The organism is Agrococcus sp. AC640b (genome assembly GCF_979255995.1).
Window position 1 is genome coordinate 127,840 of the sequence record NZ_CEEDMM010000002.1, and the last position, 23,653, is coordinate 151,492.

Annotated in this window: 24 protein-coding genes; 10 read left to right on the forward strand and 14 right to left on the reverse strand. The window is 72.7% G+C overall.

Annotated elements, in window-relative coordinates:
• The first annotated feature begins 297 nt into the window (after nt 1-297).
• A complete protein-coding gene (locus tag ACZ6H8_RS01535; protein ID WP_464143689.1) occupies nt 298-735 on the forward strand; it encodes a hypothetical protein in 438 nt (145 codons plus the stop codon).
• Between the two features lie 120 nt (nt 736-855).
• On the opposite strand, the gene ACZ6H8_RS01540 is transcribed toward ACZ6H8_RS01535, so the two are convergent.
• Nucleotides 856-2,082, reverse strand: a complete 1,227-nt coding sequence (locus ACZ6H8_RS01540) for an amidohydrolase (RefSeq protein WP_464143691.1) — start codon at nt 2,080-2,082, stop codon at nt 856-858.
• Between the two features lie 68 nt (nt 2,083-2,150).
• A complete protein-coding gene (locus tag ACZ6H8_RS01545; RefSeq protein ID WP_464143693.1) occupies nt 2,151-3,698 on the reverse strand; it encodes an AbgT family transporter in 1,548 nt (515 codons plus the stop codon).
• A gap of 121 nt (nt 3,699-3,819) precedes the next feature.
• Between ACZ6H8_RS01545 and ACZ6H8_RS01550 the strand changes: the two genes are divergently transcribed.
• Both ACZ6H8_RS01550 and ACZ6H8_RS01555 read left to right on the forward strand, forming a co-directional pair.
• Nucleotides 3,820-4,851, forward strand: coding sequence for an Lrp/AsnC family transcriptional regulator (locus ACZ6H8_RS01550; protein ID WP_464143694.1), 1,032 nt, complete (start codon nt 3,820-3,822; stop codon nt 4,849-4,851).
• Nucleotides 4,852-5,008: 157 nt separating this feature from the next.
• Nucleotides 5,009-5,317, forward strand: a complete 309-nt coding sequence (locus ACZ6H8_RS01555; RefSeq protein WP_464143696.1) for a DUF4287 domain-containing protein — start codon at nt 5,009-5,011, stop codon at nt 5,315-5,317.
• A gap of 43 nt (nt 5,318-5,360) precedes the next feature.
• Here ACZ6H8_RS01555 and ACZ6H8_RS01560 read toward each other — a convergent pair whose 3' ends face one another.
• From ACZ6H8_RS01560 to ACZ6H8_RS01580, 5 genes are all read right to left on the reverse strand, one after another.
• Nucleotides 5,361-6,296 carry a hypothetical protein gene (locus ACZ6H8_RS01560; RefSeq protein ID WP_464143698.1) on the reverse strand — a complete coding sequence of 312 codons (936 nt, stop codon included), beginning with the start codon at nt 6,294-6,296 and terminating at the stop codon, nt 5,361-5,363.
• Nucleotides 6,293-7,879, reverse strand: coding sequence for an SPFH domain-containing protein (locus ACZ6H8_RS01565; RefSeq protein ID WP_464143699.1), 1,587 nt, complete (start codon nt 7,877-7,879; stop codon nt 6,293-6,295). The genes ACZ6H8_RS01560 and ACZ6H8_RS01565 overlap by 4 nt, the downstream gene beginning before the upstream one ends.
• Nucleotides 7,880-7,994: 115 nt before the next feature.
• Nucleotides 7,995-8,816, reverse strand: a complete 822-nt coding sequence (locus ACZ6H8_RS01570) for a hypothetical protein (protein ID WP_464143700.1) — start codon at nt 8,814-8,816, stop codon at nt 7,995-7,997.
• Between the two features lie 149 nt (nt 8,817-8,965).
• Complete coding sequence (locus tag ACZ6H8_RS01575; protein WP_464143701.1) at nt 8,966-10,381, reverse strand: sugar porter family MFS transporter; 1,416 nt, start codon at nt 10,379-10,381, stop codon at nt 8,966-8,968.
• A gap of 64 nt (nt 10,382-10,445) precedes the next feature.
• On the reverse strand, nt 10,446-11,276 hold the full coding sequence (locus ACZ6H8_RS01580; RefSeq protein WP_464143703.1) for a MerR family transcriptional regulator: 831 nt from the start codon (nt 11,274-11,276) through the stop codon (nt 10,446-10,448).
• A gap of 78 nt (nt 11,277-11,354) precedes the next feature.
• On the opposite strand from ACZ6H8_RS01580, the gene ACZ6H8_RS01585 reads away from it, so the two are divergent.
• Nucleotides 11,355-11,768 carry a nuclear transport factor 2 family protein gene (locus tag ACZ6H8_RS01585; protein ID WP_464143705.1) on the forward strand — a complete coding sequence of 138 codons (414 nt, stop codon included), beginning with the start codon at nt 11,355-11,357 and terminating at the stop codon, nt 11,766-11,768.
• Nucleotides 11,769-11,820: 52 nt separating this feature from the next.
• Here the strand turns inward: ACZ6H8_RS01585 and ACZ6H8_RS01590 are convergent, their stop codons facing one another.
• From ACZ6H8_RS01590 to ACZ6H8_RS01615, 6 genes are all read right to left on the reverse strand, one after another.
• Nucleotides 11,821-13,395 carry a glycosyltransferase family 2 protein gene (locus tag ACZ6H8_RS01590; protein ID WP_464143707.1) on the reverse strand — a complete coding sequence of 525 codons (1,575 nt, stop codon included), beginning with the start codon at nt 13,393-13,395 and terminating at the stop codon, nt 11,821-11,823.
• A 62-nt stretch (nt 13,396-13,457) separates the two neighbouring features.
• Nucleotides 13,458-14,360, reverse strand: coding sequence for a hypothetical protein (locus ACZ6H8_RS01595; RefSeq protein ID WP_464143708.1), 903 nt, complete (start codon nt 14,358-14,360; stop codon nt 13,458-13,460).
• 149 nt (nt 14,361-14,509) lie between these two features.
• Nucleotides 14,510-15,454 (reverse strand): sugar kinase, encoded by a 945-nt coding sequence (locus tag ACZ6H8_RS01600; protein ID WP_464143710.1) that lies wholly within the window; start codon nt 15,452-15,454, stop codon nt 14,510-14,512.
• Nucleotides 15,451-16,071: a bifunctional 4-hydroxy-2-oxoglutarate aldolase/2-dehydro-3-deoxy-phosphogluconate aldolase gene (eda, locus tag ACZ6H8_RS01605; RefSeq protein ID WP_464143711.1), complete on the reverse strand. Its 621-nt coding sequence runs from the start codon at nt 16,069-16,071 to the stop codon at nt 15,451-15,453. Before eda ends, ACZ6H8_RS01600 begins: the two co-directional genes overlap by 4 nt.
• Nucleotides 16,068-16,823, reverse strand: coding sequence for an SDR family oxidoreductase (locus ACZ6H8_RS01610; RefSeq protein ID WP_464143713.1), 756 nt, complete (start codon nt 16,821-16,823; stop codon nt 16,068-16,070). Before ACZ6H8_RS01610 ends, eda begins: the two co-directional genes overlap by 4 nt.
• Before the next feature lie 2 nt (nt 16,824-16,825).
• The gene (locus ACZ6H8_RS01615) at nt 16,826-17,845 is read right to left on the reverse strand and encodes a zinc-dependent alcohol dehydrogenase (protein ID WP_464143715.1); all 1,020 of its coding nucleotides are present in this window, start codon (nt 17,843-17,845) and stop codon (nt 16,826-16,828) included.
• A gap of 136 nt (nt 17,846-17,981) precedes the next feature.
• On the opposite strand from ACZ6H8_RS01615, the gene ACZ6H8_RS01620 reads away from it, so the two are divergent.
• From ACZ6H8_RS01620 to ACZ6H8_RS01645, 6 genes are all read left to right on the forward strand, one after another.
• The gene (locus ACZ6H8_RS01620; RefSeq protein WP_464143716.1) at nt 17,982-18,998 is read left to right on the forward strand and encodes a TRAP transporter substrate-binding protein; all 1,017 of its coding nucleotides are present in this window, start codon (nt 17,982-17,984) and stop codon (nt 18,996-18,998) included.
• 1 nt (nt 18,999) lies between these two features.
• Nucleotides 19,000-19,527 (forward strand): TRAP transporter small permease, encoded by a 528-nt coding sequence (locus ACZ6H8_RS01625; protein WP_464143718.1) that lies wholly within the window; start codon nt 19,000-19,002, stop codon nt 19,525-19,527.
• The gene (locus ACZ6H8_RS01630; protein WP_464143719.1) at nt 19,524-20,831 is read left to right on the forward strand and encodes a TRAP transporter large permease; all 1,308 of its coding nucleotides are present in this window, start codon (nt 19,524-19,526) and stop codon (nt 20,829-20,831) included. The genes ACZ6H8_RS01625 and ACZ6H8_RS01630 overlap by 4 nt, the downstream gene beginning before the upstream one ends.
• Nucleotides 20,832-20,851: 20 nt before the next feature.
• Entirely contained in the window at nt 20,852-21,685 is an 834-nt protein-coding gene (gene kduI, locus ACZ6H8_RS01635; RefSeq protein WP_464143721.1) for a 5-dehydro-4-deoxy-D-glucuronate isomerase, read from the forward strand.
• A gap of 11 nt (nt 21,686-21,696) precedes the next feature.
• Entirely contained in the window at nt 21,697-22,479 is a 783-nt protein-coding gene (locus ACZ6H8_RS01640) for an IclR family transcriptional regulator (protein ID WP_464143723.1), read from the forward strand.
• Nucleotides 22,480-22,585: 106 nt separating this feature from the next.
• Nucleotides 22,586-23,008: an SRPBCC family protein gene (locus ACZ6H8_RS01645; RefSeq protein WP_464143724.1), complete on the forward strand. Its 423-nt coding sequence runs from the start codon at nt 22,586-22,588 to the stop codon at nt 23,006-23,008.
• On the opposite strand, the gene ACZ6H8_RS01650 is transcribed toward ACZ6H8_RS01645, so the two are convergent.
• Nucleotides 23,005-23,355, reverse strand: a complete 351-nt coding sequence (locus tag ACZ6H8_RS01650; protein ID WP_464143725.1) for a hypothetical protein — start codon at nt 23,353-23,355, stop codon at nt 23,005-23,007. The genes ACZ6H8_RS01645 and ACZ6H8_RS01650 overlap by 4 nt on opposite strands.
• Nucleotides 23,356-23,653: the final 298 nt, after the last annotated feature.

The following is a 23,653-nucleotide window of genomic DNA, read 5'->3' on the forward strand; positions in this document are numbered from 1 at the left end:
GCTCTCATCTGCGCGTCACCTGCGCCTCACGCGCGGCGACGACCGTGGTGTCACCGCCACGGCCCCCGTTCCTCGCGAGCGACGCGCCGCTGGCGCCGAGCCTGCGTCACGCCCGTCTCAGCCCCCTCGGGCGACCGACGACGGCTCGGAGGGGCCGACGCATCCGTCGCGGATGCCTCGGCCCCTCCACCATCGCGGCTCGTGAGAGGTCTCTCACGAGGCCGTCACGTGCACCTCACGGCGGCTCGCGACAGTGGTCGTACCCAGCAGGGACCACCACCTCGAAGGAGCATCATCATGGAGAAGCGCACCTGGATCACCGTCGGCGCAGCCGGCACCCTCGGCCTCGGCCTCGTCGCGGTCGGCGCGCTCGCCACCGCGAACGCGATGCCGGTCGCAGGCACGACGCAGGTCGCCCAGTCCGGCGTCGTCACCGGCGCCGGCGTCATCGAGAAGTCGGGCGTCACCGTCCGCATCTCCGGCGACCACGCCTCGGTCGTCTCGGCGCCGAGCGCACCTGCCTCGTCGGCGGCGTCGGCGCCCGCAGCGCCTGCACCGACCGTCCCCGCGCCGGCAGCGCCCGCGCCGGCTCCGGTCGACTCGGCGCCCTCTCCGGTCGCGGCTCCGGCTCCCGCCCCCGCACCCGCACCCGCTCCGGTCCCGGCTCCCGTGGGCGACCACAGCGCCGGCTCGGGCGTCAGCGCCCCGTCGGCGATCTCTGCCTTCTCGGGCTGACCAGGCCGTCGACTGGTCACGGTCGCACCTGAGACGACGGGTCCCGGGTGCAACGGTGACCAGTCGACGTGCAACGGTGACCAGTCGACGTGCAACGGCGACCAGTCGACGTGCGGACGGTCAGGCCTCGAAGGTGGCCTTCGCGTCGGCGACGATCGCCGGGTCGCGGAACGCCGAGAGCGCGGTCGCCGCGAGCATCACGGCACCGTCGGCGATCGTAGGCGGCGCCAGCTCCGCAGAGCCCGCCGCCGCCGCGAACTCGCGCGTGTGCGGCGCGACGTCGCGCGCGAGGCAGATCATGGGATGCAGCGACGGCACGACGTGGCTCACGTTGCCCATGTCGGTCGAGCCCGCGAGCGTCGGGTCGGGCTCGAGCTCGCGCCCCAGCACGCCGTAGGCCGCCTCGGCGACGTCGACGAGCGTCGGGTTCGACCGCAGCGAGAAGTACGGCGGGGTGTTCTCGGCGATCTCGACCGTCGTGCCGGTCGCGAGCGCCGCGCCGTCGAAGCATGCCTGGACGCGCGGCACGACGTCGGTCAGCAGGTGGTCTCGGTCGCCCGCGCGCACGAAGATCCGCAGGCTCGCACGCTCGGGGATGATGTTCGGCGCCTGCCCGCCGTTCGTGATGATCGCGTGGATGCGCACGTCGTCGGTCATCTGCTGGCGCAGCATGCCGATGGCGGTGAGCGACAGCGTGGCGGCGTCGAGCGCGTTGCGACCCAGCTCGGGTGCCGCCGCGGCGTGCGCGGCCTTGCCGTGGAAGTCGACGTCGAGCGCCACGCGCGACAGCGACGATCCGCGCACCGCATCCGACCCCGACGGGTGCACCATGATCGCGAGGTCGACGCCGTCGAGCACGCCGCCGTCGATCATGGGCACCTTGCCTGCCGCGCCCTCCTCGCCTGGGCTGCCGATGACGACGAGGTGCGCGGGCACGGGCGATGCCTCGAGCGCGTCCTTCACGAGCATCCCGGCGCCGAGCCCGCACGCGGCGATGACGTTGTGGCCGCAGGCGTGGCCGATCTCCTCGAGGGCGTCGTACTCGCAGAAGATCGCGACCGTGGGGGCGTCGGCGCCTGCGCCCGGCGTCGACCAGCGGCCGACGAAGGCGGTGTCGAGACCGGCGAACCCGCGCTCGACGGCGAACCCGGCGAGCTCGAGCTCCGCCGTCAGGCGTGCGGCGGCGTGGGTCTCGGTGAAGCGGATCTCGGGATGCGCGTGCAGGTCGGCTGCGACGTCGACGAGCGTCGTCAGCCTCGCCTCGAGCAGCGTCTGCAGCTCGGCGATCGTCTCGGGCATCGCGGCGATGCCGGATGCCGCGGCGGGGCGCACGGTGGTGATGGACACGGGGAGGACCTCCTTGGGGCCGGTCGGGTGGTTGGCGGTCGGGGTGGCGCGGGTCGCGCGGAGCGCGCTCACTGCAGCTCGAGGCCGTGGCCGGGGCCGACGGGCAGGCCGAAGAGGCCCCACACGAGGAACTGCAGCAGCCACACGCCCCAGATGACGAGCGTGAACGGGATGACGAGGCTGAAGAGCGTGCCGAGACCCGCCTTCGGCTCCCACCGCTGCAGCAGGCCGAGCACGACCGGCAGCATCGGGTTCATCGGCACGAGCGGGTTCGTGGCGGAGTCGGTGATGCGGAACGCGGCCTGCACGTAGGCGGGGTCGATGCCGGCGAGCATGAACATGGGCACGAAGATCGGTGCGAGCAGCGTCCACAGCGCCGAGCCGCTCGCGAGCAGCAGCGCAGGCAGCGTGCAGAAGAGGCTGAACAGCAGCAGCCCGCCGATGCCGCCGAGACCCGTCGCCTCCATCGCCTCCGCCCCCGAGGTCGCCAGCAGCAGCCCGAGCTGCGACCAGTTGAACCATGCGATGGCCTGCGCGGCGGTGAAGATGACGACGATGAAGGGCACGAGGTCCTTCACGGCGGCCGTCATGTGCTCGGGCACCTGCGTCGCCTTCGTGAGCGTCTTCGCGCCCAGACCGTATGCGACGCCTGCGACGAGGAACAGGAACAGGATGAACATCGGCAGCGCCGTCATGAACGGCGAGCGCAGGATCTGGCCGCCCTCGCCCTGCAGCGGCGAGCCGGGGACGAGCAGCACCGTCGCGACGAGCGCGAGGTAGACGAGCGTCGAGAGGGCGGCGATGCGCAGGCCGCGGCGCTCGATGGGCTCGAGGGGCTTCGACGCGTCCGCGTCGGCGTCGCCGCCCTGGTACGGGGTGAGGCGCGGCTCGACGTAGCGCTGGCAGACGACGGTGATGACGATCGCGAGGATGAGCGTCGACGTCGCCATGAAGAAGTAGTTGGCGATCGGCGAGACGGATGCCTCGGGGTCGACGATCTGCGCAGCGGACGTCGTGATGCCCGACAGCAGCACGTCGGTGCCCGCCGGCACGACGTTGGCGCTGAAGCCGGCGACGACGGCGGCGTACGAGGCGGCGAAGCCGGCGAGCGGGTGGCGGCCTGCGGCGAGGAACGCGGCGGCCGCGAGCGGCGGCAGGATGACCATCGCCGAGTCGGAGGCGAGGTTGCCCATGAGGCTCACGACCACGACCACGAACGTCACGGCCCAGCCGGGGGCTGCGAGCACGGCGCCGCGCATCGCGGCCTTCAGCAGCCCGAGACGCTCGGCGACGCCGATGCCGAGCATGACGGTGACGATGAGGCCGAGCGGCGGGAACGTCACGAAGTTCGTGATCGCGGTGGTCAGCGCGTACACGGCGCCCTCGCCGGAGAGGATGCTGCGGATCGGCACGGTCTCGCCCGTGGCCGGATCGAGCGTCTCGGCACCCAGCAGCGCGGCGATGCCGGAGGCGACCGCCACGATGCCCGCGATGATGAGGAACAGGTAGAACGGGTGGGGCAGCCTGTTGCCCACGCGTTCGATGCCGCGCAGGATGCGCCCGCCGATGCCCTTGGCGTCGGCGAGCGTCAGCGTCGTGGTGGAGTCGGTGGACATCGCATGCTCCGAGCTGTCGGGACCCGCTGCTGACGCAGCGGACGAACGTTGGGTGGCATCTTGCCGATCTCATGTCACGATCCGTGTTGCATGATCGATTCGCACCTCGAATGCTGCGATCATGTTCGACATGCATCCCACGGTCTCGCCACATCGCCACGACCTGTCGGATTCGGACCTGGCGCTCGTGGCGGCGCTGCAGGACGCGCCGCGTGCGTCGTGGGCGGCGATCGGACGGGTCATCGGCACGAGCGCGCCGACGGCGCGGCGCCGCTGGGAGGCCATCGCCGACGCGGGTGCGGCGTGGACCACGACGTACGCGGGCTTCTCGGCGGGACTGCTCTTCGGCCTTGCCGAGGTGCGCTGCCGGCCGGGCACCGTCGACGCCGTCGCGGCGACGCTGCGGCAGCATCCGAAGATCATCTCGGTCACGGGCATGACGGGCGACCGCGACCTGTCGCTCACGATCCTCGCCGACGACATGGCGCAGTTCCGCAGGCTCATCCAGTCGTGGCTCGGCACCCACGAGGCAGTGACGGGCGTGCGCACCACGATCGTCACGCGCATGATCTCCGACGGCTCGCGGTGGCGCGCCGTCGGCCAGCCGCACGACCGTCCGCAGCAGTCGACCCTCGACGAGGGACGCACGGATGGCGACGCCGCGACCCGTGAGCAGTGGCGGACCGTGCTGACGACCCTCGAGGGCGACGGGCGCGCGAGCGCACGCGACGTCGCCGAGCGTCTCGGCACGTCGGAGGCGCACGCGCGCCGCGTCGTGCGGCGACTGCTCGCGAGCGGATGGATCCAGCAGCGCATCGACGTGTCGCTCGAGCAGCGGATGTGGCCGCATGCGCTCGCACTGTGGCTCGTCGTGCCCGCGGCTCGGCTCGAGGCGACGGCGCTGCAGATCGCGAACCTGCCGATGACGCGCATGTGCGCAGCCCTCGCGGGTGGCGCGTCGAACCTGTACGTCATCGTGTGGCTGCGCGAGCTCGAGGATGCCGCGTCGATGGAGGCCGAGCTGGCCAGGAGCCTCGAGCTGCGCGTGCTCGACCGCGCCATCCTGCTGCACTACTACAAGCGCGTCGGTCACCTCTTCGACGACGCGAACCGTCGCGAGGGCCACGTGTCGTGGCTCGCACCCCTGCCGTAGCGACTGGTCACGGTTGCACCCGGACTGGTCACGGTCGCACCCGACTGGTCACGGTTGCGGTGCAACCGCGACCAGTCCGGAGACGGGTCGCCGGGCGCATGGTGCAGGATGCCGGTGACGGCCGCGACGATGCGGCCGCGCACCGACGGGAGCATCCATGTCGTTCCAGGCCTACCTCGACGCGGTCGAGACGAAGACCGGCAAGACCCCGCGTGCGCTCGTGGAGGAGGCTCGCGGGCTCGGCTTCGGCGCCGACACGAAGGCGACCCCCATCCTCGAGTGGCTGCAGGATGCCTACGGGCTCGGCCGCGGGCACGGCATGGCGATGGTGCACGTCATCACGAAGGGCCCTGGCGTCGCGTCGAGGCACGTCGGCTCGACGGGTCCGCACAGCGACGAGTCGACGACGCTGTGGCTCGACGGCAAGGACTCGAAGCCGTCGGACTGGGGCGCCCCGACCGCCTGACGTGCGCTCGCAGCGCCGAGGCGACCGCGCACTCGGCGTCGCGTCAGCGCTCGGTCGGGAACCGCGTCGGGTACGACAGCGGCGGCGTCGTGCCCTCCAGCGGCGTCAGCAATCCGTCGATCGCCTCGAGCATGTCGAACGGCACGACCCGCGACGGCCCCGATGCGGCCACGAGCTCGACCTCGTCGACGTGCGGCAGCACCGTGCGCTGCCCCTCCACGAAGCGTGCGCGGGTGACGGCGCCGCCGTCGTCCATGGGCACGAGCGTCGCCTCGGCGACGACCGCCTGCTCGCCCGTGCGATCGTAGTGCGCCTCCAGCAGCTGCCGAAGGCGCGCGTGCTGCGCCACCGAGAGCCTCGCCCGCAGCGCTCGCCCGACGGGCTCGGCGGGCGCCGGCCACGACGCGATGCCCCACCCCTCGCCCGAACGCGTCAGCGGCGTCGCGCTCAACGGGTTCGCGGCGCCGGCGAGCACGCGCTCGGCGATCCGAGCCGCCGCGAGGATCGCGTCGCCGCGGCCGGCCGGCGCGACGACCATGACGTCGACCGCGGGCGCGAGCAGGAACGCGGCGCCCCCGCCGAGCAGGCGCTCCGCGAGTCGCGGGTCGCGCAGCGCCGCCGCGACGGACGCGGCCCCCTGTGCGACGACGACGTCGCCGACCTGCGAGACGGCGGGTGGATGGTCGGCGACGGTCGCCGCGCCCACGACGTCGGCATGCGTCGCACCCCACCGACCGAGCAGCTCGGTCGTGACCGGCACGTCCGACGTCGGCAGGTCGAGCACGGCACCGACGTAGAGCCCGTCGACGACGGGCAGCGCGATCTCGGCGTACCCCTCGACGCCCTGCAACCGCAGCTCGCGCACGCGCAGCGCGTGCCCGACGGCCGAGAGCGCGCGTCCGACGAGCATGGGCCGTGCAGCGTCGAGCGTCGCCGGGAGACCCGGAGGCACCGCCTGCTGCACGGCCTGCTGCGTCATCGGTCGGCCGAGCCCTCGGAGTCGTGCGCGCCGCCGCGGTCGGTGCCGAGCGCGGCGGTCGCCGCACGCGCCGCATCGCCGGAGCCGGAGGGGCGCTGCGCACCCGCGACGGCGCTGCCTGCGGCGTTGCCCTGCGCGGTCGCGTTGATGATCTGCTGCAGGTCGATGCCCGTCGCATCCTTCATCATCGTCGTCATCGAGGCGATGTTGCCCACCATGTCCGACGTCAGCTTGTTCGTGCCGTCGGCCGACACGACCGTGATGTTCGACGACGCATACGCCTTCGCGAACGCCTCGGCGACCTGCGGCAGCCGCTCGAGCAGCTCCTGCGCGAGCACGAACTCGCTGTTCTCGGCGAGCGCCGCGGCACGGGCGGCGATCGCATCGCCCTCCGCGCGACCACGGGCCGAGATCGACTCGGCCTCCGCACGACCCTTCGCGGCGACGGCGACGGCCTCGGCCTCGCCCTCCGCCTTCTGCGCCTCCGCTGCTGCGATGCGCGACGTGCGCTGCGCGTTGCCTCGCGCCTCGGTGACGCTCGCCTCTGCGACGCCCTCCGCCTTCTGCGCCTCGGCGCGCGCCTCGCGCGCGGCACGGTCGGCGTTCGCCTCCGTCGACTTCGCGACGGCGTTCGCCTCCGCCGTGATGCGGATGCGGTACGCCTCGGCGTCGGCGACCTTGCGCACCTCCGCGTTCAGCGTCGCCTCCTTGAGCTCCGCCTCGCGCTGCGCCGTGATCTCCTCCTGCTGCACGATGGCCTGCCGCTGCACGGCATCCTCGAGCGGCTTCGCCGCGTTCGCCTGCGCGAGCGCCTTGTCGGTCTCGGCCTGCACGGCCGCCTCCTGCAGCTGCAGCACGCGGTTCGCCTCGAGGATCTGCTTCTTCGCCTCGATCGACGCCTGCTCGGCCGCCTTCTGCGCCTCGGTGTTGGCGATCGCCGCGGCCCGCTGCACCGCAGCGGACTCGGGCACGCCGAGGTTCGAGATGTAGTTCTGGGTGTCGTTGATCTCCTGGATCTGCAGGGTGTCGACGTTGAGGCCCTGCTTCGTCAGCGCATCCTCGGCGGCCTGCAGCACCGCGTCGGCGAGCGCCTTGCGGTCGTGGATGATCTCGAGCACCGTCAGCGAGCCGATGATGCCTCGCAGCGAGCCCGACAGCACCTCCTGCGTCGACGACTCGATCTCCTCCTGCTGCGACAGGAATCGCTGCGCGGCGTGACGGATCATCTCCTCGGAGCCGCCGACCTTGATGACGGCGACGGCCTGCGCGTGGATCGTGATGCCGTTGCGGGTCTGCGCCGTCGTGTTGAACAGCAGACGACGGCTGCGCAGCGACATGCGGAAGTGCTTCTGCACGAACGGCATGACGAAGATGCCGCCGCCGGTGACCACCTTCTGCCCGGAGAGGTCGGTGACCTCCTCGCCCTTCGAGTCGATGTACGTGCGCCCCTTGCGACCCGTGACGATGATCGCCTCGTCGGGCTCGGCGATGCGGTAGCGGCGCACCGCTCCGAAGATGAGCAGCAGCAGGATGACGATGGCGAGCGCGATGAGCACGACGACGCCGAGGTCGAGACCGAACATGGATGTCCTTCGCTGGACGGGAGTGGGCCCGCTCAATCTATGGAGGCCGTCTGGACGGTCCCTGGAGCGCGGCTCCGCGCCCGCTGACGCGGTCGCGTGCGACTGCCATCTGCGCTCAGTCGGAGTGCGTCGACTCGGGCCTCGCGAGCCCCTCGAACGGGGCGACGCCGTCTGCGTACGCCTGCTCGTCGTCCTCCGACACGATCGTGCCGCCGACGAAGAGGCTCACGCCCGTCTCGGTGTCCTGCCATGTCTCGGCGGGGGTGCTGTCGCGTCTGGCGTCCCAGATCGACACCCACGCCCACATCGAGCCGCGCGTCGCCGTGCCCGACCACATCCACATGTCGTCGGGGTCGAGCGAGCCGTGCACCCGCTCGATCTCGGCGTCGCGCTCCGCCTCGGTCTCGTAGCCGAACGGCTCGCGGTCGAACTCCCACGCGATCGGGTCGTAGCCGAGCGCGACGAGCTCGGCGTCGAGCGCACCGACGATCGCCTCCCAGTCGGCGTCCTCGTCGAGCCCCTCGCCGAGGTTCGTGGGCGAGTTGTAGATCCAGTGCAGCGTCGGGCCGCCGTAGCCGTTGCCGCCGCCGGTGGGGAACGCCTCGTAGGTCACGTCGTCGGCCGTCTCGAGCGCCCAGTCGAGCTCCGGTGCCACCTGGCCGACGGAGGCCTCGAGCGCCGCGAGGTGCGCCTCGCCCACCTGCTGCACCTGCTCGGCCCGCGGTGCGGCGAGCACGTCGGCCGGGTCGTGCTGCGAGTCGGCGGGATAGTCGGCCCAGTCGAGCACCACCTCCTGCCCGTCCTCGTCCGTGACGGTCGTCGTGGGGCTCGGCGGGTCGACGAGGCGCGCGACCATGACGCCGCCCGTCACGAGTCCTGCGACGACGATCGCGGCGACGCCGGTGGCGGCGAGGGCTACTCCGGAGGGTCTGCGCATCGCCATCGACGGTAGGCGAGGGCGGCATGCCATCGCGTCCGCCGAGCGGATGATGCTGGCGGGGCCTGGTGCGATGCGCACGTCAGCGGTCCCTCGGGGCCGCATGCGCACTCGGCGTGCCGCTCAGGCGCGCATCGCACCAGGTCGCGTCAGCGGTGCGCGCCCACCGCGTCGACCTCGAGCGACTCGAGCGTGCGACCACGCGACTCCGGCAGCCGCCACAGCACGAACGCGAGCGCGATGGCGCCGAGCACCGCGAAGCCGAAGAACGTGCCCGAGATGCCGACGCCCTCCACGAGCGACGGGAACGCGAGCGCGAGCGCACCGTTCGTCACCCAGTTCGCGAAGGCGCCGATGCCCACGCCGAGACCGCGCATCCGCACGGGGAAGATCTCGGAGAGGGTGACCCAGAACGCGACGTTGAGGAACGTCTGCATCGCACCCACGAACGCCACGACGAGCGCGAGGATCACGAACGGCCGCGCAGGGTCGCCGGGGGCGAGCACGAGCGATGCGACGCCGATGAGCACCTGGCACAGCGTCGTCAGCCCGAAGCCGAGCGCGAACGTCGTGCGGCGGTCGACGCGGTCCATCATCCACAGCGCCAGGATGCCGCCGAGCACCGCGATGACCCCGGGCGCGACGTTCGCCACGAGGGCCGCCTGGCGCTCGAAGCCCGACTCGACGAGCACCGTCTGCCCGTAGTACATGATCGCGTTGATGCCCGTGACCTGCTGGCCGATGCCGAGGCCGACGCCCGTGAGCAGCAGCGCGAGCAGCCTGCGGTCGCGCACGACGTCGCCGAGCGTGACGCGATCGGCGGAGCGGAGGCGGGCGACGGCCTCGACGTCGGCGAGCTCGGCAGCGGCTCGCTCCGGCGTGCGCAGCCGCTGCAGCACCGCGAGCGCCTGCTCGCGCCTGCCGTGGTCGACGAGCCACCGCGGCGACTCCGGCATGCGCAGCATGCCGACGAACAGGGCGGCGGCGGGGAGGGCGCAGACGGCGAACATGATGCGCCACACGCCGTCGAGGTGCCCGAGGGCCGCACCGAGGATCGCGTTGACGACGAACGCGGCGAGCTGGCCGGACACGATCGCCACCTCGTTGCGTCCGGACAGCGAGCCGCGGATCTCGTGCGGCGCGAGCTCGGCGAGGTACACGGGCACCACGGTGGAGGCACCGCCGACCGCGAGCCCCAGCAGCACCCGCCCGACGACGAGCACCTCGAGCGTCGGCGCGGCGACGACCACGACGGCTCCCATGAAGAAGAGCACCGCGAGGCCGAGGATCGTCGTGCGCCTGCCCCGCGCATCCGACACGCGCCCGCCGACGAGCGCGCCGATCGCGGCGGCGAACACGAGCGACGACGTCGCGATGCCCTGCGTGATCGCCGTGAGGCCGAGCTCGCGCGTCATCGGCAGCAGCGCGCCGTTGATGACGCCCGTGTCGTAGCCGAACAGCAGCCCGCCGAGGCACGCGACGATCGAGACGAGCCCGAGCCTGCGCCGGTGTGGGCCGACGCCGAGGGGTGGCAGCGTCGTCTGGGGCGCATCCGTCGTCGACATGGCTCTCCTCGTGGTGACCCTCCATCCTCGCACCGCACGCAGCGGCCGTGCGCACCCGCGAGCGCTACGCGTGCACGCGGAAGATCGGCCAGCCGATCTCGACGACCGCGTCGGCGTCGCCACCCGGCAGCCCCTCGAGGTACGCCTCCCGCACGGGCGCCTCGACCGAGAGCTCGTTGGCCGCGACATGCTCGCCGAGCGCTGCGTACGTGGCCGCGACGGCGTCGTCGGCTCCGCGGCTCGTCGCGACGGCGAGCTCGGCCGCCGGGAGCGTCCGCCGCCTGGCAGGACCGCGCGCCGTGGGTGCCGCGTCGTCGGGCGCGATCGGCACGTGCAGCATCGCCGCGCCCCGTTCGTCGAGGAAGAGCGCCGTCGACCACACTCCGCCGAACGGCCCGATCGCTCGGGCGCCCGAGGCCTCGACGGCGGTGCGGAGCTCGACCATCGTGCGGTGGAACCAGCTGCCGAGGTCGGCGAGGTCGATGACGGCCTCGATGCCGAGCACCGTCGTCGCCGGCACGGCGCGGTGCTCGATCGCCGCACGATGCGGCGCGGGATCGAGCACGCCCCGCAGGGTGCGCAGCGCCTCGGACGTGTGACGCAGCTGCCGCTCGAGCCGCTCGGCGTGATCCGCGAGCACGACGGCCCTCGATGCGACGTCCGGCGCGTCGAGGATGCTACGGATCTCGTCGATCGGCACGTCGAGGCTCCGCAGCGAACGGATGACCTGCGCATCCGTCAGCTGCGCCACCGCGTACCGGCGGTAGCCGGTGGCCGGGTCGACGTCCGCAGGAACGAGGAGGCCCTCGCCGTGGTAGAGCCGCAGCGCCTTCGCCGTCAGTCGCGTCGCACGCGAGAAGTCGCCGATCGTCATGAGCGCGCCGCGATGGGTCACGCGCCCGATCCTACGGACGTCGGGTGCTGGCGCCGACGTGCTTGACCTTCCCCTCGGGGGAGGCCCGAGCGTGGGGGCATGCCGACGACCGACCGCGACGCCGAGCCCATCCACCGAGCACGAGAGCGAGCCAGCATGCCCGACCACGACCCCTTCGACGCGGACCTCCTCCCCGACTCGATCCGCCGCTACCTCGACGCGGTGGAGCCCGCAGCGAGGCGAGCGCTCGCCGACGACGTCTTCACCGACACCGCGAGGGTCGTCGACGAGGGTGTCGAGCACGTCGGACGCGACGCCGTGCGGGCGTGGCTCGAGCACGCCGCGAGCGAGTACACGTACACGACCACCTGCACGGGCCAGTCGGCTGCACCCGGCGGCAGGTGGACGGTGCGCACCCACCTCCGTGGTGACTTCCCAGGCGGCGAGGCCGACCTGCGGCTGCAGTTCCGCCTGCAGGACGAGCGGATCGCGGAGCTCGTGATCGAGGCGTGACGCCGCAGCCGCGACGCGCGCGCCGACCGCGCTGGTGCGCCCGCCTGCTGCGTCAGCGCCCAGCGGTGGGCTTCGCCGCCAGGCGCGCACGTCGCGCTGCGCGTCCGGCGAGGTCCCTGAGACCGCCCGCGGAGCGGCGCCGCAGCTCGACGTCGCCCTCCGAGGTCGTCGTGAGCGTGACCGCGCTGCCCGCGAGCAGCGGCGAGCGACCGGCTGCCGCGACGACGGCGTCGTCGACGACGAGCGTCGCATCGATGGGCACGCCTGCCCGGCGGACGCGCGCGACGATCGTCGCCGCCTCCGAGACGTCGACGCGTGCGAACACGGCGAGCGGGTCGAGCGCGAGCGACGCGCGACCGCGGCGGTCGAGGGTGCCGCCCGCGACCGTGCGGCCGGGACCGACCTCGTCGGCGCGGCGCACGAGCAGCTCGACGCGATCCGCCGCGGCAGCCTTCGTGCTGCCGAGCACCGACGCGGCGAGCTCGTCGAGCCAGTCCGGCCCACGCCACGCGTCGCCCTCCGACTCGCGCAGCCGCAGCTCCAGCCGCAGGCCGCCGCCGCGCGACCATGCGGCCGACGCGACGTCGAGGTGGCACCGTGCGCCGTGCTCGAAGCGGGCGAGCTCCAGCAGGTCGTCGCGCCGGCCGCTGCGCAGCAGCGCGGCGCGGATGCGATGCGGCACGGCGAGCTCGGCGTCGACGGTCGGCGCGAAGCGGCGTTCGACGAGCGGCTCGACGACGTCGAGGAACCGCTCGCGGTACGCCTCCGGATACCTGGCCATCTGCCTGCCGGAGAGCCGCTTGAGGATCTTGCCGCCCAGCCAGTGCGACAGCAGCCGGTCTCGCAGGGCGCCAGGCTCGGTGTGCGCCTCGACGAGGTCGAGCACGGCCTCGAGGTGCGGGAAGTACGTCTCGGGGTCGATGCGCTTGGCGCTCGCGCTGCCCGGATGCTTGACCCACGCGTAGCAGGGGGTGCTGGCGAGGATCGAGATCACGTCGGCGGCGAAGTAGGCGCGCATGACGAACAGGTGGTCCTCGAGCCGCACGCGACCGTCGGGGAAGCGGATGCCGTGCTCGCGCAGGAACGCGGTGCGGAACATCTTGTGCGGCGTGAGCATCTCGAGCAGCGCGTGCTCGCCGAGGCGCGCCCGTGGCACGTCGCGCCGGAAGATGCGGCGCGGGAGCGCACGCCCGACACCCACCTCCTTGCCGACGATCACGTCGGATCCGTGCTGGTCGGCGTAGTCGCACAGTCGCTCGAGGGCCTCGGGGAAGAGCCGGTCGTCCTGGTCGACGAACTGCACGTACGTGCCGCGGGCGCTGTCGACGCCGTGGTTGCGCGGCGTGCCCGGCCATCCCGAGTGCGGCAGGTGCTGCACGCGCACGGCAGGTCTCGTGCTCGCGATGCGCTGCAGCCGCTCCTGCGTCTCGGGGCCGGATCCGTCGTCGCACAGCAGCACCTCGAACCGGTCCTGCGCGAGCGTCTGCGCGTCGAGCGACGCGATGAGGTCGTCGAACGACTCGCCCGGCTCGAACACCGGCACGACGACGCTCACGCGGATGGGTGCGGGCGCGCCGTGCTCGGCGCTCGTCGGGCGCTGCTGGGGGGCCGGGGAGGCGTGTGGCATGCCTCGAGGCTGCCAGCCGACCGCCCTCGCGCGCATCGCCGCGCGACGATCGTCGCGTCGTGCTACGGCACGGGTCGACGAGCGAGGTCTGCGAGCGGGATGCCGCGCACGACGCGACGCCACGGATACTCGGCGACCGTCCACAGCATCCCGCCGTCGACGTCGATCGCGAGGTCCTCGCAGCCGACGGGCAGCGCGACGCCGGAGCGCTCGAGCGCCCCGCTCGGCCCCGCCCACAGCGCGCCCGGCTGCGTGCCGCGCGACTGCGACGCGAGCACCGTCTCGCCGAGACGCGCGACGCCCTGCATGTGCGAGATGCCAGGTGCCCACGGCTCCAGCGGCGGCCACGCCTCGTCGGGCCCCGGCACGGCCGACTCGACGATGCGGCCCGCGTCGTCGGTGCGGTACTCCCCCACGAGCACGCGCGGCAGCGGCGTGCCGTCGGCGTCGAAGGCGCGACCGAGGAACGAGCAACGGATGGGCACGTCGTGCACGCGCGTGCGCGCGACGGCCAGGTGCCGGGCGCCGAGGCCAGGCATGCGCGACCCTGCGACCCTGCGCGCCTCCGCGCCGCGCACCTCGCGCACGTCGGCGAGGTCGAACTCCCACACGCCGGCGCCCGTCGCCGCCACGAGCAGCCGGTCGCCGATCCAGGCGATGCCGCCCGCGTGGATGCGTGCGGGCTCGAGCCCGTCACCGCCGTCGCGGGGGATCGCGAGCGCGACGTCGGTGCTCGTGCCGCGACGCAGGTCGACGAGGGTGATGCGCGATGCGAGGTGCGTGCGCTCGGCGTCCTGGCGGAACCAGCTCACGGCGAGCGTGCGCCTGCCGCGCCAGTCCCCGACGTCGACGCCCTGCGGATACCAGCGTTGCGTGACGGAGCGGCGGCTGAGCCAGCGCAGGCTCCGCTGCCCGCGACCGGTGCGCAGCAGGGGACGCCAGGAGCGGAGACGGGAGCTGAGCACGCTCCATCGTCGCGCATCTCCCACGCCCCTTCGACCCCTGACCGATTGCGTTTTGCAGGCGATCGCGGGGGTTCGAGGGAAGATACCCCTCGACCACCCCTGATCGCCTGCGAAACGCAACATCCAGGAGGGGGGAGGGCAGGGGGCGGCTACCGGTCGACGGGGTCGCCTCCGCCGCGCACGAGCTCGGCGACGTCAGCCAGGGTCGGCATCGCCTCCCAGTCGCCCTCCGCGCGGCACGCGGCGGCACCGGCCGCCGCTGCCGTGCGCAGCCTCGTGACGTGGTCTGCGCCGCGCACGAGCTCTGCGAGGTAGCCGCCGACGAACGCGTCGCCAGCGCCGACCGTGTCGGCGACGGGCACGCGATACGCGTCGACCTGCACCACGTCGTCGGCGTCGATGCCGACGGCACCGTGCTCGCCGAGCTTCACGACGGCGAGCGCGGGCCCGAGCGCCTGCAGCCCGCGCGCGAGGTCCTCCGCGGTGGTGCCCTCGACGAGGATGCGCGCCTCGTCGTCGCCTGCGAAGACGACGTCGGCGAGCGCCGCGACCTCGCGGTAGCGCGGCGCTGCGATCGCGTGCGACCACAGCTTCGAGCGGTGGTTCACGTCGAACGAGACGGTCGTGCCCACCTCGCGGGCGTGGCGCACGGCGTGCAGCACCGCATCCGCAGACGTCGGCGAGAGCGCGAGGCCGATGCCCGTGACGTGCAGCACGTCGGCTGCCGCGATCGCCTCGAGCGGCACGTCGGCCGGCGTGAGCCGCGAGCCCGCGTTGCCGTGCCGGTAGTACGTCACGCGGCTGCGCCCCAGGTGCGGGCGGTCCTTGAGCATGATCGCCGTCGGCACCTCGGCGTCGACGACCGCGTGCGCCTCGACGTGCTCCGCGCGGAGCGTGCGCAGGATGCGGCGCCCGACGGCGTCGTCGCCGACGCGGCCGATCCACGCCGTGGGGATGCCGAGGCGCGCCGTCGCGATCGCGACGTTCGTCTCGGCGCCGCCGAACGACAGCTCCGCGTCGCCGACGACGTCGAAGCCGCCCGTGCGGCGCGCGAGCACGAGGCCGAGGGCCTCGCCGAGCGTCACGATGCTCATGCCTGCACCGAGTCGGCGATCGCGACGGCGCGGGCTGCGATGGCGGCGACGGCATCCGCGCCGTCGCGCAGCGCTGGGCCCGCGGCGAGCCACGACCCGCTCACGGCGAAGACGGCCGGATGCGTCAGATGCGCCTCGAGCGTCGCCTCGCTCACGCCTCCGGAGGGCATGAAGGCGACGTCGGCGAAGACGGAGGCGTACGCGTCGAGCAACGCGAGGCCGCCAGCGACGCCCGCGGGGAAGAGCTTGAGCCTGCGCAGCCCCATGTCGCGGGCCGCCATGACCTCCGACGCCGTCATGACGCCGGGCAGCACGTCGACGCCCGCCGCCTGCGCGAGGGCGACGACGTCGGCCGACAGCCCGGGCGACACGAGGAACCGCGCGCCGGCGTCGATCGCGGCGCGCGCCTGCTCGGCGTCGAGCACGGTGCCGGCGCCCGCCACGAGGTCGCCGCGGCTCGCGATGGCCAGCAGCGCCTCCATGGCGTGCGGGGTGCGCAGCGCGACCTCGACGATGCCGATGCCGCCTGCGACGAGCCCCTCGGCGAGCACCTGGGCCTCTGCGGCCGTCTCGGGCGCGGCGAGCGGCACGAGGCGGTGCCCGGCGAGCGCGCTCATCGTGCGAGCCAGCCGCCGTCGACGGGCAGGATCGCGCCGGTGACGTAGGCGGCGGCGGGGCTCGCGAGGAACACGGTCGCACCGCCGAGGTCCTCCGCGCGACCCCAGCGGCCCGCGGGGATGCGCTCGAGGATCGCGGCCGAGCGGTCGGGGTCGTCGCGCAGCGCCTCGGTGTTGTCGGTGGCGATGTAGCCGGGCGCGATGCCGTTCACGGTGACGCCTCGGCCGGCCCACTCGTTCGACAGCGCGTGCACGAGGCCTGCGATGCCCGACTTCGCGGCGGCGTAGCCGGGCACGTTGATGCCGCCCTGGAACGTGAGGAGACTCGCGGTGAAGATGATGCGGCCGGAGCCGCGCTCGAGCATGCCGGCGCCGACGGCCTGCGACAGCGCGAACTGGCTCGACAGGTTCACCTGCAGCACCTCGTCCCACCACTCGCGGGGATGCTCGGCTGCGGGCGCGCGGCGGATGGTGCCCGCGTTGTTCACGAGGATGTCGGCGCCCCGCACGTGCGCGCCGAACGCCTCGACGGCCGCACGGTCCGAGAAGTCGACGGCGTGGCCCTCGAAGGAGCGGCCGAGGTCGCGCACGCGGCGCCCGATCTCGCCGCCGTCGGCCTCCTGGCTCGACGACGCGGCGACGATGTCGGCGCCGGCCTCGGCGAGCGCGAGGGCCATGGCGAAGCCGATGCCGCGGCGGGCGCCCGTGACGACGGCGGTCGTGCCGGACAGGTCGAAGATGGACGTGCTCATGCTCAGGCTCCCTGGACGTCGACGAGGATCTTCATGGCGTCGCCGACGGCGAGCGCCTCGAACGCGGCCTGCGTGTCCTGCAGCGGCACGACGCGCGTGATGAGCTCGTCGGCGGGCACCTGCCCGGTGGCGAGCAGGTCGACGGCGCGCTCGAAGTCGGCGCGCTCGTAGACGCGGGCGCCGATGAGCTCGAGCTCGCGCCAGAACACGCGGTGGAGGTCGATCGGCACGGGCTGCGCGTGGATGGCGACCATGACGACGCGGCCGCGCACGCGGGCGAGGTGGGGGCTCGACAGTGCCGTGGCGGCGACGCCCGCGACCTCGAACACGACGTCGGCGCCTGCGCCGCCGGTGCGCTCGTCGACGTGCGCGGGCACGTCGGCGCCGATGGGGTCGAGCGTGTCTGCGCCGAGGCGCTCGGCGAGCGCGCGGCGCTCGGGGTTGGGCTCGACGACGAGCACGTGCGCGCCGGTCGCGCGGGCGACGAGGGCGATGAGCTGGCCGATGGGGCCGCCGCCGACGACGACGACGTGCTCGCCGGCTGCGACGCGGCCGCGGGCGACGTCGTGGCAGGCGACCGCGAGCGGCTCGACGAGCGCGGCGTGGCGCAGCGAGAGCGACGCGGGCAGCGGCACGACGAGCGATGCGTCGACGTTCCACCGCTCCTGCAGCGAGCCTGGGCTGTCGATGCCGACGAAGTTGAGGCGCTGGCACACGTGTCCGTTGCCTGCGAGGCACGCCGGGCAGTCGCCGCACGCGTCGAGCGGCATGACGGTGACCTGGTCGCCGACGGCGATGCCCTCGACGCCCTCGCCGATGGCGGCGATCGTGCCGCTCATCTCGTGCCCGATGGACTGCGGCGTCGTGACGCGCGCATCCATCGAGCCGTGCAGCACGTGCAGGTCGGTGCCGCAGATGCCCGTGTAGGCCACGGCGATCTGCACCTGGCCGGGGCCGGGCTCGATGGCGTCGACCTCGTCGACGGTGATGCGGTGCTCGCCGCGGTACTGCGCTGCCCTCATGCGCGGATGCTCCTTCGGATCCGTGAAACCTGTTTCCGTTCGAAGGTCCACGTTGCGGAACTTCGTTTCGTCACGCTACCGTACCCGAAGCGGTCCACGCCATGGCGAGCACCGTGACACTCAACGAGGAGGAACCATGCGCAGCATGAGGCTCGGCGCCATCGCCGGGATCGCGACCCTCGGACTCGCCCTGGCGGCGTGCTCCGGCGGCGGAGGCAACGGCGACAGCGGCTCGGCCGAGCAGACCGTGTTCCGCGTCGCGTTCAACCAGGACATCGACCACCCGCAGGCGCAGGCGCTGCTCGCGCTGTCGGACGAGCTCGAGGAGCAGACCGACGGCGCCTACCGCTTCGAGCTCTTCACCGACGAGACCCTCGGCGACCAGGCCGCGACGATCGAGCAGGTCCAGTCGGGCACGCTCGACTTCGCGATCGTCGCGGGCTCGCTGCTCGAGAACTTCTCGCCCGACATGTCGGTCGTGAACCTGCCCTACCTGTACGAGTCGCCCGAGCACCAGATGTCGGTGCTCAACGACCAGGAGGTCGTCGGCGAGCTCTACGACACCCTGCTCGGCAGCGACATCGACGTGCTCACCGCGTACCACGGCGGCGTGCGCAACGTGTACACGACCGACGGCCCCATCGAGACCCCCGAGGACCTCGCCGGCCAGAAGATCCGCGTCATCGGCTCCGACACGAACGTGCTCATGATGGAGCTCATGGGCGGCGTCGGCACGCCGATGGCCCAGGGCGAGGTCTACACCGCCATCCAGTCGGGCGTGCTCGACGGCGGCGAGAACAACGAGCTCATCTACTCCTCGCTCTCGCACGCCGAGATCGCGCCGTACTACTCGTACACGCAGCACCTGATGATGCCCGACTACCTCATCGCGAACCCGTCGGTGATGGAGGGCCTCGACGACGACACCCGCGAGACCCTCGAGGGGCTGCTGACCGACAGCGTCGACACCGAGCTCGGCCTGTTCGCCGACGCCGTCGAGGAGTCCGTCGCAGCGGCAGAGGAGGCAGGCGCCACGTTCTCCGACGTCGACGTCGACCTCTTCCGCGAGCAGGTGCTGCCCATCCACGAGGAGCGCGTCACCACCGACCTCACGCAGTCCGTCTACGACGCGATCGAAGCGGCACGAGGCTGACATGACGAACGCCGTGACCACGTTCGAGACCTGGCTCAAGCGCGTGCTGAGCGTCATCTGCGTCGTGCTCTTCGCACTGCTGGTGGCGCTCGTCTCGTGGCAGGTCTTCACGAGGCTCGTCCTCGGCGACCCCAGCATCTGGACCGAGGAGCTCGCTCGCTACACGTTCGTGTGGGTGAGCCTCATCGGGATCGCGATCGCCGTGGGCGAGAAGGCGGACGTGGTCATGGAGTTCGTCGTCGAGCGTCTGCCCAAGACGCTCCAGCGCGTCGCCGACGTGCTGGCCTACCTGTCGACCCTGGCGTTCGTCGTGTACGTCATGGTGTTCGGCGGGCTCGAGCAGACCATGCAGGGATGGGCGCAGCGCAACCCCGTGCTGCCCCTCACGCAGGGCCAGCTGTACCTCGCGATCCCCATCTCGGGCATCCTGCTCACCCTGTTCCTCCTCCTGCACCTCGGTCGCACGCTCGCGCCCGGGTACGCAGGACGCGAGGGCTTCCACGAGGACCCCGCGGCGGCCGGCGCATGATCGATCCAGCGCTCATCGGCGCCATCCTCATCGGTGGCCTCGTCGTCCTCCTCTCCGTCGGCGCACCCGTGTCGATCAGCATCGGCCTGCCTGCCGCCGTCTGCATGCTCCTCATCGTCGGCTTCGACAACGGCGCCGTCACGAGCGCGCAGCAGATGGTGCGCGGTGCGAACTCGTTCGCGCTCCTCGCGATCCCGTTCTTCGTGCTCGCCGGCGTCATCATGAACAACGGCGGCATCGCCGAACGCCTCATCAACCTCGCTCGCGTGCTCGTGGGCAGGATGCCGGCGCCGCTCGCGCAGACGAACGTCATCGCGAACGCGATCTTCGGCACCGTCTCGGGCTCGGCCGTCGCCTCCGCGGCAGCGGTCGGCGCCACGATGTCGCCCATGCAGCGCCGCGAGGGCTACGACCCCGCCTTCACGGCGGCGGCGAACGTCGCCTCCGCACCCGCGGGCATGCTCATCCCGCCGAGCAACACGCTCATCGTGTACTCGCTCGCCGCGGGCGGCACGTCGGTGGGCGCGCTCTTCCTCGCCGGCTACGTGCCCGGATTCCTGTGGGCGTTCGCATGCGCCGCCGTCGTCTTCGTCTACGCGCGCCGCCACCCGGAGCTCAAGGGCAAGCCGTGGCCCGCGGCGTCGGTGTTCCTCACGACGTTCCTCAAGGCGCTGCCGTCGCTCGGCCTCATCGTCGTCGCCATCGGCGGCATCGTCGCCGGCTTCTTCACCCCCACCGAGGGCTCGGCCATCGCGGTCCTGTACGCGCTCGCGCTGTCGTTCGTCTACCGCACCGTCTCGGTGCGCGACCTGCCGCGCATCCTGCTCGAGGCGTGCCGCACGTCGTCGATCGTCATCTTCCTCATCGCCGTCTCGACGATCCTCGGCTTCGTCATGACCTACGCGCGGCTGCCGCAGCTCATGTCGGAGGCGCTGTTCGGGTGGACGGACTCGAAGGTCGTCGTGCTGCTCATCATGATGCTGCTGCTGCTCGTCATCGGCATCCCGCTCGACCCGACGCCGGCGATCCTCATCTTCACGCCGATCTTCCTGCCCATCGCCGTCTCGTACGGCATCGACCCCGTGCACTTCGGCATCATGATGGTCTTCAACCTCTCGATCGCGGTCATCTCGCCACCATCCGCCCCCGTGCTCTTCGTGGGTGCGCAGGTCGCGAAGGTGCGGCTCGAGGCCGTCATCAAGCACCTCATGCCGTTCATGCTCGTGCTCATCGTGCTGCTGTTCGTCATCGTCTTCGTGCCGCAGATCACGCTGTGGCTCCCGCAGCTCTTCGGCCTCCTGTGATCCGTCAGGAAAGGAACACCATGCCCTCCGCCTACCGCCCCGGCCGCCCCGAGGACATCCCGGGCCTCGACCAGGCCGCGCTGCGCGACCGCTACCTCGTGCAGGGGCTGCTCGCCCCCGGCGAGGTGCGCACGGTCGTCACGCACTTCGACCGCGTCGTCGCCGTGGGCGCCGTGCCCACCGACGCGCCGCTCGCGCTCGAGGCAGTGCCCGAGATCCGCTCCGAGCGCTTCCTCGACCACCGGGAGATCGGCATCGCGAACGTCGGAGGGGCAGGCACGATCGTCGCCGACGGCGAGCGCTTCGCCATGGCACCCGAGGCGCTGCTGTACCTGGGTCGCGGCACGCGCGAGGTGACGTTCGAGTCCGACGACGCCGCAGCGCCCGCACGCTTCTACGGCTTCTCGGCGCCGGCGCACGCGTCGTTCCCGAACGCGCTCGCGACGCCGGAGGACGGCACGATCCGCGAGCTCGGCGACCAGTCGACGTCGAACCGGCGCACCCTGCGTCAGGTGATCCACGAGGACGGCATCCGCAGCTGCCAGGTCGTGATGGGCATCACCCGTCTCCACACCGGCAGCATGTGGAACACGATGCCGGCGCACACGCACGATCGTCGCACCGAGCTGTACCTGTACTTCGACCTCGCCGACGACGCACGCGTCGTGCACCTCATGGGCGAGCCGCAGGAGACGCGGCACCTCATGGCCGCCGACGGCGACCTCATCCTGTCCCCCTCATGGTCGCTCCACTCGGGCGTAGGATCGGCGAACTACGCGTTCGTGTGGGCGATGGCGGGCGAGAACCAGTCGTTCGACGACATGGACTCGGTGCCGATCTCCGCGATGCGGTGAGCACGAAAGGGATGGACGTGGTGCTCGAGATCGATCGTTCGCCCGCCCCGACAGCGGGTGCGAGCGAGAAGACGCTGCGCGTGCTGCGGGCAGCGCTCGAGCATCCGCGCTTCACCGACATCGTCGCCGAGTCGGGCCTCGCGAAGGCGACGGTGCACCGCATCCTCGCGACCCTCGTCGAGCAGGAGTTCGTCGCGGGCGACGCCGACGCCGGCTACCGCGCAGGCCCGACCCTGCTGACCCTCGCGGGGCGAGCGCTCGCGAGCGTCGACATCTCGTCGATCGCCGAGCCGATCGTCGATCGGCTCGTCGCCCGAGTCGACTGCACGGTGCACGTGGGCGTCGTCACCGAGGCCGAGATGGTCTACGTCATCCGCAAGGATGCGTCGAAGCCGTACCGCATGCGCTCGCGCGTCGGCCTCGGCATCCCCATGCACTGCTCCGGGATGGGCAAGGCGGTGCTCGCGTCGTGGAGCCCGGAGCGCGTCGACCAGCTCATCGCCCGCGAGGGGCTGCCTGCGCGCACCGAGCTGACGATCACGACGCCGGAGGCGCTGCACGAGGAGCTCGCACGCGTCGCCGCCCGCGGCTACGCGATGGACCTCGGCGAGAACGAGGTGGGCACGGTGTGCGTGTCGGCGCCGATCCGCGACCATACGGGCGCGGTGACCTACGGCCTGTCGGTGTCGTCGATCGCGCTCGAGCATCCCGGCACCTCCATCGAGGCGCTCGCGCCTGCCGCGATCGCGGCAGCCGACGAGATCTCGCGGCTGCTGGGCGCGCCAGGGTTCTGAGCCGCGCAGGACGCGACGGCTACCCTGCCGTCATGAGCGAAGCCGCCGTCGTCGACGTCTCGCCCGCCCGCGCCCTTGGGCCGGCCGACCGCGCCGGGTCGCCGCGATGAGGGTGCGCCGCGGCCGCGTGCACCTCGCCGTGGGCGGTCCGATCGATCCGGGGCTCGCGTGGGAGCGCTACGTGCGCACCGATCGGTGGACGTGGTGGGCGCGTCACCTGCGCGACGTGGAGGTCGACGGCGACGAGACGCGCATCCGTGTCGGCATGACGGGCCGCGTGGTGGCGCTCGGCGGCATCGCCGGACGCTTCCGCGTGGATGCCGTCGACGAGGCGGCACGCACGTGGTCGTGGACGGTGCGCGTCGGGCCGGTGCGGCTGCGCCTCGCGCACGCCGTGGTCGCGGCGACGCAGATCGGCACGCACCGCGAGGGCACGCTGACGCGGCTCGTGCTGCGCGGACCGCTGCCCGTGACGATCGCGTACGCGCCCGTCGCGGCCTGGGCGCTCGCCCGCCTCGTGCGGCGCTAGGAGGGCCGCTCGGCGTCGCCGTCGAGGTCGGCGAGCGCGAGCTCGATGGCTCCTGTCGCGACGTCGATCCGCGCATCGAACTGCGCCTGGGTGATCGGCCGCAGCATGGGGCGACGCGCGTGGCTCGCCGCCGCCTCCTGCGCCTCGTCGGCTGCCCGCGTGGCGGCGAGGATGCACATCGCGACGGAGCGGTCGAGGTCGGTGTCGCCGAGCGCCTGCGAGGCCGCTGCGGCGCACGGGCCGAGCCGGTCGAGCTGCGCGGCGTCGCGGATGCCGATCGCCTCGTCGTCGAACGCGCGCAGCAGGTCGCGCATCTCGCGGAGGTCGGTGGTCACGTCGTGCGGCACGCACACGATCCTGCACCCATCCACCCGCATCCGTCGAAGCGGGCGCTGCGTGTCCGCTGGGTGTCGGCGCGGCCGGCCCACGGCCGCGGCACGCTCGGCGCCCTTCGAGGCTCGCTTCGCTCGCACCTCAGGGACCGGTGGGACGACGCCCCGCACGTGCGCTGCGCACCGGCGCTCCCGCTCGACCCGTCCACCAACCGCTCCCGCTCGACCCGCCCCACCAACCGCTCCCGCTCCTCACCCCGCACGACCCGCCCCACCAACCGCTCCTCGAGGTGCGAGCGCAGCGAGCCTCGAA